This window comes from Pseudoalteromonas sp. S1608 (assembly GCF_005887265.1).
Taxonomy (GTDB): Bacteria; Pseudomonadota; Gammaproteobacteria; order Enterobacterales; family Alteromonadaceae; genus Pseudoalteromonas; species Pseudoalteromonas undina.
Map to the genome: position 1 here is coordinate 38,209 of NZ_PNDK01000017.1, position 18,455 is coordinate 56,663.

Below are 18,455 nucleotides of genomic sequence, written 5' to 3' on the forward strand. Positions count from 1 at the left end.
CTAATCGCAAGTTTGCCACGGCATATTTTTATATGCTAGTGATCTATAAAAATAATAGGGTGAAGGTCATGGTAAAAATAAAGGTTAAGCGTACAGTGGCAGCAACGCCTGAGCAAATACGCAGCGTATTACTAGCACATGCCGATTTAGGACGGTTTTTTAATGCCCACTTTACACTACTAACACCACAAGAGCCGGGTGAAATAACTGGCGGGAAAGGCACGATTAGAGAAATTAAAATGCAAGGCACTACCTTTAAAGAGCAAATAATAGCTGCAGATAACAGTCATATTAGTTACTGTATTATAGGCAGCAAGCCCGTTGCACAGCATAGTGGTGATATTTACTTAAATGCTAATAACAAAGAACCATCGCTCACTGAGGTTAATTACCATATTCGCTGCGTTGCACCTTTATGGCTACCCGATTTTATACTGGCTTTTTTTATAAAAAAAGATGTTAGTCAGGCACTTAAAAAAATAGCCCGTTACTTTCAGGAGCGTGTTGTATGAGCATTGAAATTATTTTACTTGCACTGAGCCCTATTTTTTTACTGTTTGTTGCTATTGAGTTTATTAAATTTAGGCGTTACTACGATATAAAAGACAGCTTTGCCAATGCGTTACTGGCTTTATTACACCAAGGTGCTGATGCTATTGCGTTAATTGTACTAATGCCGTTTTTTTACTGGCTGTATCAGTTTCGGTTATTTGATATTGAATTGACGGTACTGACCATATTAGGTGCCTTTGTATTGCAAGACTTTTTATATTATTGGTTTCATCGTGCATCACACCATATACATTGGTTATGGGCCGCTCATGTCGTACATCATAGCTCTACAAAAATGAATTTTACTACTGCGTTTAGACAAAGTTTAATGTATCCGCTTGCGGGCATGTGGCTGTTTTGGATGCCTATGATATTACTTGGTTTTGAGCCTGTGATTGTTTTTGCTGTGGTTGCCCTTAATTTGGCATATCAATTTTTTGTTCACACCCAAGTGGTAAAAAAGCTGGGTTGGTTTGAAAGCGTATTTAATACTCCATCACATCATCGGGTTCATCACGCTATTAACAATGGTTACTTAGATAAAAACTTTGCAGGGGTACTAATTGTTTGGGATAAGTTATTTGGCACATATGTAGAAGAGGATGAAAACAAGCCTTGTAAATACGGAATTATTGGCCAACTACACAGTAATAATCCAATCAAAATTACCTTTCATCAGTGGCAACATCTCTTTAAAAGTACCTACAGAGCAAAGGGATTAAAAGCAAAGTTAAAAGTAGTCTTTGGTTACCCAACAAGCTCTCAAGGTATTAATAAGTAAGCCTATTTTTGAATAAAAAAGCCAGGAGTAAATAGCATCACTCCTGGCTTATCTCACAGTAAAACTTAATTTATTTGGCCGTTGTGATTACTGTATCTATTAAGTGAACAACCCCATTACTGGTATAAATATCAGTAGTTGTTACATTGCTACCCGCTACTTGTAATGATGTAGCCGGTAAGCTTACTTGCCACCAAATATCGTTCACAGCTTGGCCATTATTCTGACCTGCTGCCGTATCACCTGAGAAGGTATATAAAGGACGACCAAGATAAGTGACTTGCATGCTGTCATCTGAGCGAGCAATTAACGATAAACCTGGCACATTTTCAATTGATGCTGCAGTACCAAGAACCGGTGGCCACGTTGTTGCACAAGCTGCTTCACACGTGCTCATTGCCTCGCCTAAATCATTATCAAATACATAAACTGTTTTGCCTGGCATGGCGTCGGCCATACCCGTTACTAAACGATTATTAGTTGAATCGTAAGCAATGCTGTCTGTTGCTGTGTTTTCTGTGCTGGTAAAGTCTACAACGTTTACACTTAGCATGTTATCAGCAAGGGTGGTCACCGTTTTACCATTCGCTGCAAACGCATCAGTACTGCCTACTTGAGCACCTAAAACATGTTGAGTCAGTACACCTGTTAGTGCTGTAGTGTCAGCCAATAAAGCCTCTAAATCAGCCGTAGGAATTTTGCTAAATGCAGCATTTGTTGGTGCAAATACCGTAAATGATTGAGTGGTATCGTTAAAGGTATCTACTAGTGATGCTGCTTGTAGTGCAGTGACCAAAGTAGATAATGCGGGTGTTTCAGTAGCCACAGTAGCAATTGTTTTAGTCGGAGTCCCAACTTCTGCCGGTGGCATAATCACTTTATTTAATACATGAATAACGCCGTTACTGGCGGTTACATTTGCCTCTGTGATTGCCGAATCATTGATAAATAGTGAGCTGTCTACATAAGAAATAGCTGCCATGTCGCCATTGGCCATTTCTATCTTGTTGCTGTTACTATTGGCAATACTTACTGCGTCATCTGATAAAACTGTTGCGTCAGGAAAAACATGGTACAGCAAAATATCACGAAGCGTATCAGTATCAGCCAGTAGCGCATTAATTGTATCCTGACCGAGTGCAGCAAATGCAGCGTCTGTAGGAGCAAATACACTAAAAGTATTATCTGGGTCGGCAACTAGTGTATCTAAGCCTGTTGCTGTTAGAGCCGCGAGAAGAGTCGTAAAGTTACCATCAGCGCTCGCTATGTCAGCAATTGTGTTAGTACTTTGAGGTAAAGTAACATCAGAAATAATAACCGAATCAATTACATGAATGACACCATTAGTGGTCATAATATCTTTTACTACAATATTGGCTCCGCCAAACGATAGCATGTTTGTTTCTGCGTTTATCGCCACTGGAAGGGTATTGCCAAGTAGCGTTTCTGCTGATTGACCGTTAAGAGACATTGCAGTAACAGAATCAACTGATCCTACAAGCACATGCTGCTTCAAAATATCGGCTAAAACGGTGGGATTAGCCAGTAACGTGTTTAAAAAGTTGCTACCAATTGCCTCGAATGCAGCATCCGTAGGGGCAAATACGGTAAATTCTGATGATTCATCGGCAAGTGCTGAAGTAAGGGATGCAGCATCAAGAGCTGCAAGTAATGTACTAAAATTGCCAGCTTGTTGAGCTGTTTCAATGATATTATTAGTTGGTGCTGTTTCTGGCACTGTTTTTGGCGTGAGCACCGCGTCAATAACATGAATGATTCCGTTGTCGGTCACAATGTCGGTCATTGTTACTGTGCTGGTATTTACTAATAAATTCTCACCATTTAAAGATAAAGCAATGTTTTGCCCGTTAACAGTCTCAACAGTGCTACCCGCTAAGCCAATAGCTGTTTGCGCGTCTACTCTGCCAGCGATCACATGATAAGTTAAAATAGAACTTAGGGTGTCGGTATCAGCTAATAAGCTATTAATGGTCTCTTCGCCTAATAATGCGAATGCATCATCGGTAGGGGCAAATACAGTATAGCTGGTAGTTAAATCATCGAGAGTTTCATCTAGACCGGTTGCTTCTAGTGCTGCAACAAGAGTGGTGAACTCTTCAGAGTCCTGTGCGGCGTCAAAGACTGAGACGGCAGGTTGTGGGTCTACAGTTACTGGAGCGTTGTTATCGTCATCACTACTACAGCCTTGAATAAGTAACAAGGGAAGTATGATAGCACCGAGCTTAAATACTTTATTCATAATTGTTCCTTTAATCGAATGTTACAGTGTTACAGCTTTGTGAATACTACGAAGCTATTAACAGTGTTGATCAAAAAAACATGGGTTATTTTTATACAATTTAATAGGTGTAAGATTTTATTGAATTTTTATTCAAGAAAACGTTTAAATGTTAGTTTTTTTACTGCGTGGTGCGCCAAGTAAAATAAATACATGGCAAATACACACAGATAGAAATGCACTAATTCCCAAAGCGCCACCAAAACCATCAAGAATAGGCACTAGATAGGCAAAAAACAGTGAAAATATAATTGCTGAACTGGCAAGCGTATACACACCAAAACGGTGGGGAGCACTCATTCCAATAAATGTGCCGCCAAAAAAGACGATGCTATATAGCTCAGCGTTAAGGCTCAGCTGCGCAAAAATCAAATAGGCAATAATCGATAGAGCTGCAGAGGCTCGGATCCCATCAAAGCGATTATGTTTAGCCAAGTAAAAGGTTAAAAACGCCCCTAGCAAAGCAAGTAGCGGATAAATAAGCGTCATATTACTAACTCCTTGGCCAAAACAAATAAGGCGACGCTAGCAAATGCAATGCTACCTAATCGTCCGCCAAACCCCGCAAATACATTAATGGTGAGTGTGTATAAAACAGCACCAATGGCAGAAATAATCGCAATCTCCCAGTATTCATTAATTAAACTAGTGGAGCACATACCGGCAAAACTGCCTGCATAAATAGCTGCATAGGGATGGTTTTTGTAATCTGCAGGGAATGGAATAAATGAACCGATAAGCCCCGTTAAACCTGCTGATACAACAATAGGCAATGCGAGTGTGGTATGCATTAAAAAACACGACAAGCAGCCGATAAAAAAGGTGATGAATTTTAAAAGTATGAATTTAGTCATGGCGCGCACATCATAATGTATCAGTTTTAGCTTTAATAGTTAAAAACTGATATTTAAGACTAAAATCGATAAACCACAGCTAAAAGGTGAATTATTACTGTTGAAAATTAGCGATATGCAATGAATGACTAAAAATAACACTGTTAATGTTCTATAAATTGCAAATTATGTATAATGCAGCATATTTCATATATTAAAAGTTATAACCTAAGGTAATTTATGTCTAACTGTTTACATCTGGCTATCCCCGCTGGCGATCTTGAAAAAGCGAAAACGTTTTACTGTGACGTACTCGGCTGTAAAACCGGCAATAGTGAAGCGGGACGATGGGTAGACATTGATTTTTGGGGTAACGAATTAACTCTACATCAAAGTGTTGAGCGTTTACCTACGGTACGTCATGATGTTGATATGGGGGCAGTGGCTGTTCCACACTTTGGTATTCATTTATCAGAAAGTGAGTTTCAAGGATTAAAGCAGCGTATTGCTGATGCCGGGCTTGAATATTTAGATAAACCTTACCGTCGTTTTGTTGGTGATGAGTTTGAACAAGAAACGTTTTTTATTGAAGATCCTAACGGTAACGTGCTCGAAATGAAAACTATGGTTAATCCTGAGGTTCTATTTAAAAAGGGTTAAGCTAAGGCTATAGCAGAGCTAGCCTTACTGGCTAGCTCACGTTTTTATGCTTTTAAACGGCGGCTACTACTATTTTTTCAGCTTGCTTTGCCTTTCTTTGCAATTTCTGTTTATACATTGCTTCATCACCTGCTTTTAAAACTGTGTCTAAGTTATCGGGTGGCTGAGTATAGCTAGTTTGCCCAACACTGGCGTAAATAGAAATGGTATGGCCCTGATGCTCTATAGTTAACTGGTTTAATTTTTGTTCTAAGGTGTTAACTCGCTGATTAATTTTTTCGTTGCTATTAAACAATGCCATGGCCACAAATTCATCACCCCCTAAGCGACCAACGGCATCTTCACTGCGCATATGTTGACTAAGAGACTCTGCAACTTTGCACAGTACTTTGTCGCCCACATCATGACCATAAGTATCATTAATTGCTTTAAAACGGTCTAAATCTATGTATAAAAAGCACAAAACGCCTCCTCGTTGCTTATGCTCTGCCAGTAAGTCGTTTGCTTTTAAGCTCCATCCGCGACGATTGTATATATGGCACAAATGATCAAAGTTAGCGTGTCGTTCAGCCTGTTTTTTTGCATAACTCAATCTTTGAATTCGTCTACCGACTGCAATAGCAAGTAATAAAGATTCAATTGTAAACGCAATAACAAATCCATAGCGTTGAATGAACGGGCTGTAATCGGTTAGTAGTACCCTAAAAATCATACTAATACACACACTTGCCAGTGCTATAAATACCAAGCTTGCTTCATTAACACCGTACTTTGTTTGTATGGCGCTGAGGATAAAAATAGTGATGACAATAAATAATGATAAATAGCCTGTTACTGCAGAGGTAATATTGGTTATAAGTGGTAGATCGAGCGCTATTTTTTGTAAGCATAAAGTCAGTACGCATAAGGCGGCTACTTTTAGTGTATTACTTATCTTAGGAAAGTATTTAGGTAGCTCCAATATAGCGCTCATAAACCATGTGGCACTCACTATAGTTAAACCGATACTTAACGTATAAAAATGGCTAACGTACGCAGAGTAGTGCTGTTGTTTAAATAAATAAGGCTGTCCTTCTTGAAAGAATATAAAGCTAGCGATGCAAAAAATATAAATGCCATACAGTTTAAAAAGAGGGTCTTTTATGCCGTGACCTATAATTAGTGCATAAAAAATAAGCGTGGCGCAAAGACCATAAAAAATGCCAAAAATAAGGTTGTAGCGTTGAATTTTTTCGACAAAAGGCTGTGTATCTGACCAAGTAAAGCGTGGGGTATAAGCCGCAGAAGTGGTAATCATAAGCTGTGCAGTAAAAACGCCTGGGTCCATTAAAATTGCCATCTGATTGGTTTTTAAAGGTGTTTTATATGCTGAATTTTGCTGCCACGAAAAGTCTTTAAGTGCAGGGCGAGTAAATGAAAATACCCCGCCTTGCTTTAAGTTACAGCTTAATTCAAGATGATTAATACCATTTTTAAGTTTAATATTTGAGGCAACTTCTTTGGATAAAGACACCGAAGTATTGGTTGCTCTTGAGCTGAGCTGACAACGCTCTTGCGCATAAGTAACGCTACTAAATAGCATAGCAAAAGCGCATATAAAAATGCTAAACCTAACCACCTGAGCGCCTAACATGCTAAAAACTCCTTGTCTTTATCGTACAATGTATCATCACTAAGTAGACGAATACTTTTAAGCCATATTAACAAAGTCTAATGATAAAGTATTTAAATAATGACTTGCGCAAAAGTAAGTTAGTTTTAATTACACATGTATTTCACTGGGGGTTTTGTTGAAATGGCGTTTAAACTCACGGCTAAATTGTGACGCACTGGTGTAACCTACTTTAAATGCGGCCTCATTTGCTTTACTGCCAGAGGTGGTTATTAATTCTTTTGCTTTAGCTAAACGTACTTTTTTTAAATACTGCAAAGGGGATTCAAATGTAACTTGTTTAAAGGCACGATGAAAAGATGACACGCTCATATTCACTTCTTCAGCTAAGTGCTCTACGGTAATAGGGTTTGCGTAGTCACTATGTAATGTTGATAAAGTACGCGCTATGCGTGCGTAATGGCCATCGTGCATTGCAAGTCCAATTAAAGTGTTGCCTTGAGGGCCACACAGCACCCTATATACTAATTCTTTAACTATATCGTCACCAAATATCTCAGCCTCAAGCGGATTGTTTAACACTGTTAACAGTCGATGGGTAACTTGCTCCATAGCTAAATCTAAAGTGGCGCTTTGTACGGCTCCGCTTTGTGTTAAAGGAGTTAAAATAGGCTTATGTTGCATCATTTGGTTAACCAGTTTGTGCAGCATGGCTGGGCTTATATCAATTGCTATCCCCATTACTGGTAAATCGTTATCAGTAAACGCTTCACATTCTAGTGGTACTGGCACTCCCAGTACTAAATAATCGCCTGCGCCATACTGTATTTGATGCTCAGGGAAGTGAATAATTTTATGTCCTTGGCCAACAATAATAATACCTGAATTATAAATAAGCGGCTGACGCGCTGAGCTTTTGGTGGCGCGATGAAAGTACACCCCTGGAATAATTGTTTCCATGGTACCTTCAAAGCTGAGCAACTTATTGTGCTCTGCGTATTGTTGTAACAAAGTGGCGATGGTCGTCATAAGAGCGGCTTAAATTAACGGTATTTGGCGTAAAATAACAACGCTGACAGTTTTAGGCAAGCTTTTGGTAGCTATTAGGCTTTTTATATATGCGCTATGCCATTATTATGCATCCATCAACACTTTATTTATTTAAGAATTGATAAAGTGCTTAGTAATTAACCGTCCCCTTTAGGAGCAAAATAATGAAATTTAGCTACGTAAATCCCACTTTAATTCAATTTGGTCAGCAACAAATTGCCGCGCTTACTGATTTGATCGCAAAAGATCAAAAAGTATTAGTTGTGTACGGTGGCGGCTCTATTAAAAAGAACGGCGTGTACGATGAAGTTGCAGCAGCACTTGAAGGTTTTGATTGGGTAGAGTTTTCGGGCGTAGGTGCTAACCCAACAATTGAAGTGCTAGACCAAGCAGTAAAAATTTGTAAAGAACAAGACATCGATTTCGTATTAGGTGTTGGCGGCGGCTCTGTAATTGACGGCGTTAAATACATTGCAGCATCTGCTGTATATGATGGCGAAGGTTGGGATATCCCTACAGGTAAGCACACAATTACCAGCGCATTACCTATTGGTGCGGTGCTTACATTGCCTGCAACGGGTTCTGAGTCTAATCAAAATTCAGTAGTAAGCAAAGAAGCAACAAAGCAAAAACTACCGTTTGCATCTCCAGAGGTATTACCAAAATTTGCCATTATGGACCCTGATGTAATGAAAACATTACCACAGCGCCAGCTTGTAAATGGTTTAGTAGATGCATGGGTACATACTTGTGAGCAGTACCTAACATTCCCAGAAGGTGCACTTGTTCAAGAAGGTTACGCAGAGGCACTGTTAAAAGCGCTTAAAACATTGGGTGATAACTTTGAAAACCAAGACGATGCATGGCGTGCAAATCTTATGTGGGCAGCTAACCAAGCACTTAATGGCTTAATTGGTTCTGGCGTATCGCAAGATTGGGCAACCCATATGATTGGTCATGAATTAACAGCCGCCTATGGTGTTGATCATGCCCGCTCACTGGCTATTGTTCAGCCTTCTTTACTGCGCAACCAATTTACAGTTAAAAAAGCAAAACTAGAACAAATGGGTAAAAACGTATTTGGTCTTGCACAAACAGATGATTTAGCAGAGCAAACAATTCAAGCGATTGAAGCGTTTTACCACAGCCTTGACGTAGCCACTGAGCTTACTGAGCATGGTGATGACAAAGCGGCTGCCATTGATAATATTATTGGCAAGCTTGAAGCGCATGGCATGGTTGCCCTTGGAGAAAACCAAGCTATTACGTTAAAAGAAAGCCGTGAAATTTTAGAACAAGCGGTTGCTTAATAACGGTTAATATTGACCCCTAACATTTGTTAGCGGCTTTTTGCAGCAAAATAAGATTGAATGAAATAAAATTTTATTTTGCTGCATTACTTTTTTTGATGTTTTCAGGTACAGTATTGAAGAAAATAATATTTAGATGAGTAATGAGCTTATCTAATCGTGTGTTTCAATAGGGAATTCGTTTAACTGTGCGTTCAAATCGTTTTTTAATTGTAATGTTACTTGTGCTTGTGCATAGCTTTATAAGCTGTGACGGCGCCGCGTACCATTTACAAGAAGACGTTGACCACGTAAATAGCTCATTATCGCAACTAGGTTCATCTGCTGATGATAGCGATAATGCCCCAACAACAGAAATACATGCTCACCAGCATTGCCACAGTGGTTATAGCCACAGCTCAAATCACTCAATAACTCCCGAGAAAAGTAAACCAACTTTAGCGATATGCTATCACGGCTTACATTATCCACCAGACGTACCGCCACCGAATTCATTTAGCTAGTTCTTAATTTAATTTCAATTAATTACAGTGCTTTTAGCTGCCTACACATAAGTGTTTTATGGGCCGTTATAGGCATGTTTAGATTGCTGAGCAATTTACACTGTCGCTATCTTTTGCGTAGGTTGTGAATGGTTTGCAAGTGAACTCTGTTTATTAAAAACGGACAAGCTATATGAATAAAAAATCAATTATGTTGGTGGTGATGCTGTGCACGCTGCCTGCTTTTAGTGCGTTTGCAAATGTTAAAACACTAACTCTAAAACAAGCGTTGATAAATACCGAGCAACAAAATCCGCTATTAAAACGCTACCCTTATCATCAAAAAATACTCAGCGCGCTTAAATCTCAAGCTGCACTTTCGCCTAACCCTATCTTAAATATAGAAGCTGAAAATCTGCTGGGGACAAACGATGCACGTGGTGTGCAAGACGCTGAAATAACCTTGGCATTTAGCCAGCTTATAGAGCTTGGAGATAAACGCCAAAGCCGTATAAGTTACGCTACGGCAAACATTAAAGCCCAAGCAATACAATATCAAAATACTCGTTTAGCCTTATTGGCAACCACTGGTGAGCGGTATTACGAGGCGCTTAAATTTCAAACTTTACTTTCTCTCAATAGCGAACGACATCAGGTTGTAAGCCAAGCACTTAAAGCAATAAAGCAGCGAGCTGATGCCGGCGCTGTATCGCAAGCGGATGTAACCCGCATGCGTTATGCGCTTAGCCAAGTTGAGCTTGATAAAGCTAGGCTAAATAGTGAATTTGAGCGAGCACGTTTATCGCTCAATGAGCTGTGGAGTGAGCAACATGATTACACGAATTTAGCGGGAAATATTAATACATTAATGCCGCTTAGCTCTGAGCAAGGGTTACTTGATGCGGTTAACCAAGCGCCTGATTTTGCTATGTTACAGCAGCAATACTTACAGCAAGCGGCCAACTTAACGCTGCAAAAAGCTAATGGGCAAAGCGATATTAATATAGGTGCAGGCGTGAGCTACAACCAGCAAAACAATACCAGTTCGTTGCTGTTTTCGTTTTCAATGCCGTTGCAATTGAGTAACTCAAATAGCGGTAATATTGAAGCAGCTAACAGTCAGTTAGCATTGTTACGTGAGCAGCAAGGACTGTTTCGGGTTCAATTACGTCAGCAAGTTCGTACTTTGTATGCCTATTACCAAGGTAAGACATTACAGGCACAGTTGTTATCTGGACAAGTTATTCCCCAAGCCCAAACACTCATTGAGCAAAGTTTAAAAAGCTATCAACGCGGACAAATTTCGGTGTTGCAATTGCTCGATGCTCAACAAGCTCTTTTTGACTCTAAACGCGCGTTGATTAACACATATGCAGCGTTATATCAGACCCATCTCGCACTTGAGCGTTTAACTGGCCAATCTTTAACTGAGACTTTTCAATCATGAACAACACTTTTATCGCATTATTAGTATTTCTCTCGTTTGTAGCTAGCTTAACAAGCACACATGTATTTGCCTCAGCAGAACATGACCAAACAGAGCAAACCCAAAAACAAGGTCCACACGGCGGCTTTTTATTAACTAACGAAAAGCTCACTCTTGAGTTAAAGCTGCAAGAATTGGCAGGTAAAGTTGAGCTGCGCGTATATGGTTATGAGCAAAAACAGCCGGTAGATATAAGCGATTTAAGTATAGAAATGAACTTAAAACGCTTAGTAGAAGCGCCACAAAAAATACAATTTACCCGTGAGAATGGCTACCTTGTTAGCAAGCAATCGATAAATGAGCCACATTCGTTTGAGCTTTTGATTACTGCTAATTATAAAGGTGAGCGCGTTAGCTTTGAGTACTCTCAGCACGAAGGCCAAACTGTGCTTAGCGAGCGAGCAATTAAAGGTGCGGGCATTAAAACAGAGATAGCACAAAGTGGCGAGGTTGATATTTCCGACACGCTGTTTGGTGTTATTGCACCGACACAGCATGGCACAGTAGAAATTATGGCGCCATATACCGGATTGATCAGCGATATTTTTGTCAGTATTGGTCAAACCGTTCAAAAAGGCGATGTACTGGCCAGCGTCACCAATCGCGAAACTTTGCAAAACTACAGCATTAAAAGCCCTATTAGCGGTGTAGTAACCGAACAATATTTAAAGCGTGGCGAACTGGCAAGTGCTCGTGCGCTAATGCAAGTCGTGAACCTTGATAAAGTATGGGTTGAGCTCTCAGCCTTTCCTGAAAATATTGAAAACCTAGCCATTGGTCAAAGCGCTATCGTTTACGATTTACATCATCATTTAAATGCCCAAGGTAAGGTGTTTTTTATAGCACCTATGATGACTGGCGGGCACATTGCACGTGCCCGTATTGAGCTTAATAACCCAGATGGTCATTGGCGTCCAGGTATGCATGTTAATAGTGATGTCAGTATCGATAAAGTTAATGCCCGCGTGCGTGTAAAGCCTGAGGCTATTCAAGAGTTTAATGGTATGACGAGTGTGTTTGTGCGTAAAAATAGTGTATTTGAAGTACGCCCTGTTACTTTAGGCGCAAAAAGTAGCGAGTGGGTTGAAGTGATCGCGGGTTTAAGCCCAGGTAGCGAGTACGTCACAACCAATAGCTATGTGATCAAAGCCGACATTTTAAAAAGCGGCGCAAGTCACGCACACTAGGAGGTACCATGATTAACTGGATTGTTTCTTTTGCGGTTAAACGCCGCATGATGGTACTGGCACTAACATTTTTATTTGCTGGGTTTGGTGTGTATAACATCCAAAACTTAGCGGTAGATGCTGTACCCGATATTACCAATGTACAAGTGCAAATTAACTCTAAAGCGCCTGGTTTTACGCCGCTTGAAGTTGAGCAGCGTATCACTTACTTAGTCGAAACAGCGATGGCGGGTATTCCTAAGCTTGATTATACCCGTTCGCTTTCTCGCTATGGGCTTTCTCAAGTAACCATTATTTTTGATGAAGGCACCGATATTTATTGGGCGCGTCAACAAATTGGTGAGCGTATTCAAAGTATTCGCGCCGATTTACCTAATAATGTTGAGCCAAACCTTGGACCTATTGCCAGTGGTTTAGGTGAAATATTTACCTATAGCGTGCATGCAAAACCCGATGCGTTAAAAAGTGATGGTATGCCTTACAGCGCCGAAGATTTACGTACTTTACAAGACTGGGTTATTCGTCCGCAGCTTTTAAAAGTAAAAGGCGTAACCGAAATAAATAGCCAAGGTGGCTTTGAGCGCCAGTACCAAGTTGCGCCCATACCAGAAAAGCTCATCGCTTATAAGCTAACAATCAACGATGTTATTAGTGCACTTGAGCTTAATAACAGCAATCGCGGAGCCGGTTATATAGAGCGCTTTGACGGCCAATATTTAGTGCGCTCCCCTGGGCAATTAAAAACATTAGCGGATATAGCAAACACCGTTATTGCTAAGCGTGATGATGCTCCTGTACGAATTAAAGACGTGGCAAATGTATACTTAGGAAAAGAACTCAGAACTGGCGCGGCTACTTATAATGGCGAGGAAACCGTATTAGGCACGGCGATGATGCTAATTGGTGAAAATAGCCGTGTGGTTGCCAAAGCCATGGCTGATAAGCTTATACAAGTACAAAAAAGTTTACCTGCAGGGGTTATTATTGAGCCTGTTTATGACCGCACCAATCTGGTTGATAAAACCATCGCCACAGTACAAAAAAACCTGTTTGAAGGTGCGGTATTGGTCATCGTCATTCTGTTGTTATTGCTTGGGAATATCACTGGTGCGCTTATTACCGCCATGGTTATTCCGCTCAGTATGCTATTTGCTATTACAGGCATGGTGGGCAATCGAGTCTCGGGTAACTTAATGAGCTTAGGTGCAATCGATTTTGGATTAATTGTTGATGGCGCGGTGATTGTGGTTGAAAACTGCCTTCGTCAATTAGGGATGGCTCAACATAAACATGGTCGCTTACTTACGCTCAGTGAGCGTTTAGAGGTTGTAACTTCAGCCACCAAAGAAGTGTTTAGCCCCGCAGTATTTGGTATTTTAATTATTATGTTGGTGTATTTACCGCTATTTGCGCTCAGTGGTGTTGAGGGCAAAATGTTTCAGCCTATGGCGTTTACCGTGGTTGCCGCGTTAATAGGTGCACTTATTTTTGCTGTCACCTTTGTGCCGGCGGCTATTGCCGTATTTGTGCGTGGTAAAGTAGATGAAAGCGAAAACGCAGTAATGCGTGGCGTTAAAAAAATCTACAAGCCACTGCTTAACTTATCGCTTAAATTACCGTGGCTGATGGTGAGTATTGCTACTGTTTTGGTATTAGTGCTTGGCTTTAAAGTTAAAAATATGGGCGCCGAATTCTTACCGCAGCTAGATGAAGGTGACATTGCAATGCATGCGCTGCGTATTACTGGCACCGGTATTGAACAATCGGTGCAAATGCAAAAGCAGTTGGAGCAGGCTTTATTAGAGCAACCTGAAATTGCAAACGTATTTTCAAAGATTGGCACCGCGGATGTAGCCAGCGATCCTATGCCACCTAATGTTGCCGACACTTTTTTAATGTTAAAGCCGCGTGAGCAATGGCCAGATCCGTCACTAAGTAAAGACGCGTTAGTGCAGCAAATTCGTCATCGTGTGAATGAGGTACCGGGTAATAACTATGAATTTACCCAGCCTATAGAAATGCGCTTTAACGAGTTAATTGCCGGTGTGCGTGCCGATGTAGCGCTGCGTATTTACGGTGACGATTTAGCCACACTTAAACAGTTTGGCGAAAAAGCCACTGGTTTAATGCGAAATATTACCGGTGCTACTGATGTTCGTTTAGAGCAAATGGAGGGCTTGCCTACACTGTCTGTTACCCCAATGCGAGATCATATGGCGCTATTAGGATTAACCGTAAACGACATTCAACAAACCCTTGCCGCTGCTGTTGGTGGGGTGCAAACAGGGCTAATTTATGAGGGTGATAAGCGCTTTTCGTTATTAGTACGCTTAGATAAGCGTTGGTCTGATGATATCTCTGTGCTTGCGCGTTTACCTATTGCGTTACCTAAAAGTAGTAACCCTGAGCTTGCATTTGTACCGCTTGGAGAAGTGGCTACAATTAGTATTGAAAAAGGCCCTAATCAAATAAATCGCGAAAGCGGCAAGCGCAATGTGGTAGTAACAGCGAATGTAACAGGACGCGATTTAGCCAGCTTTGTAAGAGATGCCCAAGCGACTATGAACGCACAACTTAACCTACCCAGCGGTTATTGGCTTGAATACGGCGGTACGTTTGAGCAATTACAATCGGCGAGTAAGCGTTTGTCGTTGGTAGTGCCTGTGACTTTATTGCTTATTTTTGGCTTACTTTATAGTGCTTTTGGATCGCTGCGTGATTCACTCATTATATTCAGTGGTGTACCACTGGCACTGACCGGTGGGGTATTGGCATTATTGCTACGAGATATGCCGCTTTCTATTTCAGCGGGTGTGGGGTTTATTGCGCTAAGTGGAGTTGCGGTATTAAACGGTGTAGTGATGTTGTCGTTCATTAAGCAATTACGAAATGAGGGGTTAAGCTTATATTATGCAATACACAGCGGGGCATTGCAGCGATTACGCCCAGTGCTAATGACCGCGCTTGTGGCAAGTTTAGGCTTTATACCTATGGCGCTAAATACCGGTACTGGCGCTGAAATACAACGGCCTTTGGCAACCGTGGTGGTAGGTGGAATTATGTCATCCACTTTGCTCACATTGTTAATTTTACCAGCACTTTATAAATTAGTGCATGCAAAATTTAAAAAGCAGCAAACAGCTTAGCTAATTACCAATTAGGTAATAACGTAAAAAGCAGCTGAAGTGTCAGCTGCTTTTTTGTTAAGTAAGGAGTTGCTTAGTTATATTGAAATAGGCTATCCCAGCGCTCATCTAATATGGCTTTTGCGCGCTCTAGATTTACCGCATTATATAGGGTGTTTGTGCAAGTTACTAAATGCATACGTTCAAGCTTTTCAAGCGCGTCGCTAATTTCAAAATCTAGCTCGCATTGATACTTGCTTTTAAACCACGTCTCTATCTGCTCATCAAGTGCGTGAGCACTTAAGCCATTTTTAGATTTTAGTAAAAATGAATAAGCGAGTAGGGCTTCTTTAATGTCTTCTTCTTCGGCGGCGTCTATTAGTGTATGAAAAACACCGGCGTTGTTATCTAGGTTTTTAAAGTACAGATTATCGCTCAGCGCTTTCATAAATTTAATTTTACGGTTTTTAAATTTACTCCACTCTTTAAATACAAAACTGCCAAATACGCCAATACCAATGGCTAAAGTAATAAAGTGCTGCTGAGTCATGGTAACGGCTTTATCACTAAACCCTCCCCAAAATGTAAACAAAGCAAACAATAAAAGTAATGAGGCGCCCAGTTTGGTAACTAACACCACCGCACCGCCAATAAGTGCTGACGAGCCAATAATCACTTTATCAATAGGACGCATCCGTACTTCGCTATTAGGGAATAGCATTTCTAAGTCAGCTTTTGGCACATTTTGAAATAGTTTTACTATGGTTGAGCTGGGCTCAAACCCCATAGGTAGTTTATTTTTTGATTCAAAATAGGCTTTATCTTTAAAACGGATAAATACTGCTACGCGATCGTAGTTGGTAAAATGCAGTGGCTTTTTACGTAACCCCCAAAAGCTGGTTATGGTTTCGGTTAGTTGCGATTCGCCTCTGCGATAAAAAACCACTTCTTCAAAATCCTCAAACTCTACCTCAAGGCGAACTTTAAAAAGCGATTCTTCGTTTAATGCATCTTGTAAGTCTTGATGGGTGATCACTTCAAAATTAGCCGCATTTAATACGTTGGCGAAATCTTTAGCAAAATCGCGTTGGCACAGAGCTTTTTGCTCATCAGTCACGCTGTTTATTAAACGAGTATCGCTATTTGGGTCAAAAGGCGCGTAATTGTTTTTTAATGACTCAAGTGTGCCATGGTACTGAAAGTGAATTAAGCTGGCTAAAAGTTCATAAAGCTGCTTAAAAGAAGTTTGTTGGTCTTTGGTAAGCTCTTTGGCGCACATTGTAATGATGTCGTGTTTTCTAAAAGGAATGTAGCGAGCAGTTTGCATATTGTTAAAATTTTAAAAGTATAATGGTATATAAAGATAATAAAGCAGTCTTTTACTGATTACTATGTTGACTGTATTTCTTCAGGTAGCATTAACCTAATTATGAGATGATTTAATCACTTACCTAATTGCTAACAGGACGTTTATGGCTATACAAAAAAAGCTCAAGCAAAAAACACGTCAGTTTATTGAGTCTAAAAATATGCTGGGTGGGATTACTATCGCCTCATTTTTAGAATCCACCATAGTTCCCATTCCACTTGAGGCAGTGCTGGTACCACTTATGCAAGCAAGGCGAGAAAAGCTTTGGCAAATTGCCCTTATGGCAACACTTGGCTGTATTGTAGGTGCGTTATTTGGCTATGCTTTAGGCTATTACTTATTTGATATTATTGGCGATTGGGTTATCAACACATTCTCAAGCCCTGAGCAGTTTGAAAACGTAAAACAAAAAATGCAGGCACAAGGATTTTGGTTTGTGTTAAGCCTAGGTATCGTTCCTATTCCGTTTCAAATTGCGATGCTGGCCGCTGGCGCAACTAAGTATTCGCTGGCGCTGTTTTTATTAGCAAGCGCTATTGCTCGCTCTATACGTTATTTCGGCTTGGCAATCGTGGTGTATTATGCGGGCAATCAAGCTGAGCGTATTATCAGCAAGCACAAAACTAAGACCATGATTGGGTTAACTATTTTAGTTGCGATTGGCTGGGGTGTTAGCACATTAATTTAAATTAATCAGTTTTAGTTTATGGTATAGTTTTTAGCAACAATAATAAGTTTAAATACAGCCTATGATGAATCCGGAAAAAGTGAGCCTCAAGCTCAGCCGTTTTGTAAAAATTACCAGATTAAACAAACTGTTAATTTTAGCTACGCTGGCGTTTATTATTGGCTTTTCAATTTTTTCGTTAATGCGCTTTCCTTTATTGGATTTCAAGCAAAATCTCTACGGCTTTACCACTGACTTTATTAACTTAGTGGTCATTTTTACTATTTTCTTTGTGGTGCAATGCTCACAGTTAGCTAAAAAAGCCTACGTGTATGTCAGTATCGGTTTAATGTTATGGATTGTAGGCTCTACTGCCGATGTGCTTGATGAAGTAACACGCCAACCTTATTGGGTGAGCAACTACATTGAAGATTTATGTCGCACATTGGGCATGTTAATTACCGCTTATGGTTTATTTAAAACTATGCACTTTATGCAGCGAATGCACACTCGGTTGGCGCAAGAATTTATCATAGATGATTTAACTAAAGTGTATAACCGACGCTGTTTTTATCAGCATGTGAAGGAGGTTGTTAATAATCCTTACACTGTTTTAATTATAGATATTGATCATTTCAAACGTATTAATGACGATTTTGGCCATGATGTGGGCGATCGGGTGCTTAAACAGTTCGCAAATAAAGTGAACCATCTTTTTAAAAATGAAAATATTTTTGCTCGCATAGGCGGTGAGGAGTTCGCCGCTTACCTGCCTAGTTATGAGCTTGATGAAGTGCTTAACTTTGCGCAGACTATTCTAGAGGCTGCTCGAACTGTTACAGTACAAAACCAACGCTCTTTAACGGTTAGTATAGGTATTGCGCACCGAAGTAGCGAACAGACCTTTGACAATGTAATGAAACGTGCAGATCAGGCATTATACCGAGCCAAAAAAACAGGCCGTGATCGCCTTGAGGTTGCTTAAACATAGTAATTTTATAAAATAGATTTCGCTCATGCTGTTTTTGGGGACTTGTGTTGC

The 18,455-nt window shown here is 40.3% G+C and carries 16 protein-coding genes; 10 read left to right on the forward strand and 6 right to left on the reverse strand.

Annotation, left to right across the window (positions count from 1 at the left end):
• Nucleotides 1-68 precede the first annotated feature (68 nt).
• Together CWB75_RS08270 and CWB75_RS08275 are read left to right on the forward strand one after the other, a co-directional pair.
• Nucleotides 69-512, forward strand: coding sequence for an SRPBCC family protein (locus tag CWB75_RS08270; RefSeq protein ID WP_138570382.1), 444 nt, complete (start codon nt 69-71; stop codon nt 510-512).
• Nucleotides 509-1,333, forward strand: coding sequence for a sterol desaturase family protein (locus tag CWB75_RS08275; RefSeq protein ID WP_138570383.1), 825 nt, complete (start codon nt 509-511; stop codon nt 1,331-1,333). The genes CWB75_RS08270 and CWB75_RS08275 overlap by 4 nt, the downstream gene beginning before the upstream one ends.
• A gap of 70 nt (nt 1,334-1,403) precedes the next feature.
• On the opposite strand, the gene CWB75_RS08280 is transcribed toward CWB75_RS08275, so the two are convergent.
• From CWB75_RS08280 to CWB75_RS08290, 3 genes are all read right to left on the reverse strand, one after another.
• Nucleotides 1,404-3,593, reverse strand: coding sequence for a fasciclin domain-containing protein (locus CWB75_RS08280; protein WP_138570384.1), 2,190 nt, complete (start codon nt 3,591-3,593; stop codon nt 1,404-1,406).
• 144 nt (nt 3,594-3,737) lie between these two features.
• On the reverse strand, nt 3,738-4,121 hold the full coding sequence (locus CWB75_RS08285; protein ID WP_138570385.1) for a hypothetical protein: 384 nt from the start codon (nt 4,119-4,121) through the stop codon (nt 3,738-3,740).
• On the reverse strand, nt 4,118-4,486 hold the full coding sequence (locus tag CWB75_RS08290) for a hypothetical protein (RefSeq protein WP_171039107.1): 369 nt from the start codon (nt 4,484-4,486) through the stop codon (nt 4,118-4,120). The genes CWB75_RS08285 and CWB75_RS08290 overlap by 4 nt, the downstream gene beginning before the upstream one ends.
• 219 nt (nt 4,487-4,705) lie before the next feature.
• Between CWB75_RS08290 and CWB75_RS08295 the strand changes: the two genes are divergently transcribed.
• Nucleotides 4,706-5,125, forward strand: a complete 420-nt coding sequence (locus CWB75_RS08295; RefSeq protein WP_010387589.1) for a VOC family protein — start codon at nt 4,706-4,708, stop codon at nt 5,123-5,125.
• Nucleotides 5,126-5,177: 52 nt separating this feature from the next.
• On the opposite strand, the gene CWB75_RS08300 is transcribed toward CWB75_RS08295, so the two are convergent.
• The gene (locus CWB75_RS08300) at nt 5,178-6,758 is read right to left on the reverse strand and encodes a sensor domain-containing diguanylate cyclase (RefSeq protein ID WP_138570386.1); all 1,581 of its coding nucleotides are present in this window, start codon (nt 6,756-6,758) and stop codon (nt 5,178-5,180) included.
• Between the two features lie 129 nt (nt 6,759-6,887).
• Nucleotides 6,888-7,766, reverse strand: a complete 879-nt coding sequence (locus CWB75_RS08305; RefSeq protein WP_138570387.1) for an AraC family transcriptional regulator — start codon at nt 7,764-7,766, stop codon at nt 6,888-6,890.
• 185 nt (nt 7,767-7,951) lie between these two features.
• On the opposite strand from CWB75_RS08305, the gene CWB75_RS08310 reads away from it, so the two are divergent.
• The 5 genes from CWB75_RS08310 (at nt 7,952) to CWB75_RS08330 (ending at nt 15,398) form a co-directional block, all read left to right on the forward strand.
• Nucleotides 7,952-9,097, forward strand: a complete 1,146-nt coding sequence (locus CWB75_RS08310) for an iron-containing alcohol dehydrogenase (protein WP_138570388.1) — start codon at nt 7,952-7,954, stop codon at nt 9,095-9,097.
• A gap of 188 nt (nt 9,098-9,285) precedes the next feature.
• Nucleotides 9,286-9,600: a hypothetical protein gene (locus tag CWB75_RS08315; RefSeq protein ID WP_010387596.1), complete on the forward strand. Its 315-nt coding sequence runs from the start codon at nt 9,286-9,288 to the stop codon at nt 9,598-9,600.
• A gap of 172 nt (nt 9,601-9,772) precedes the next feature.
• Complete coding sequence (locus tag CWB75_RS08320; protein WP_138570389.1) at nt 9,773-11,026, forward strand: TolC family protein; 1,254 nt, start codon at nt 9,773-9,775, stop codon at nt 11,024-11,026.
• Entirely contained in the window at nt 11,023-12,252 is a 1,230-nt protein-coding gene (locus CWB75_RS08325; RefSeq protein WP_138570390.1) for an efflux RND transporter periplasmic adaptor subunit, read from the forward strand. Before CWB75_RS08320 ends, CWB75_RS08325 begins: the two co-directional genes overlap by 4 nt.
• Nucleotides 12,253-12,260: 8 nt before the next feature.
• Nucleotides 12,261-15,398, forward strand: a complete 3,138-nt coding sequence (locus CWB75_RS08330) for an efflux RND transporter permease subunit (RefSeq protein ID WP_138570391.1) — start codon at nt 12,261-12,263, stop codon at nt 15,396-15,398.
• Between the two features lie 73 nt (nt 15,399-15,471).
• Here the strand turns inward: CWB75_RS08330 and CWB75_RS08335 are convergent, their stop codons facing one another.
• Complete coding sequence (locus tag CWB75_RS08335) at nt 15,472-16,704, reverse strand: TMEM143 family protein (protein ID WP_138570392.1); 1,233 nt, start codon at nt 16,702-16,704, stop codon at nt 15,472-15,474.
• Nucleotides 16,705-16,849: 145 nt separating this feature from the next.
• Between CWB75_RS08335 and CWB75_RS08340 the strand changes: the two genes are divergently transcribed.
• The gene (locus tag CWB75_RS08340; protein ID WP_010387603.1) at nt 16,850-17,434 is read left to right on the forward strand and encodes a YqaA family protein; all 585 of its coding nucleotides are present in this window, start codon (nt 16,850-16,852) and stop codon (nt 17,432-17,434) included.
• Nucleotides 17,435-17,498: 64 nt separating this feature from the next.
• Complete coding sequence (locus CWB75_RS08345) at nt 17,499-18,398, forward strand: GGDEF domain-containing protein (RefSeq protein WP_138570410.1); 900 nt, start codon at nt 17,499-17,501, stop codon at nt 18,396-18,398.
• Nucleotides 18,399-18,455: the final 57 nt, after the last annotated feature.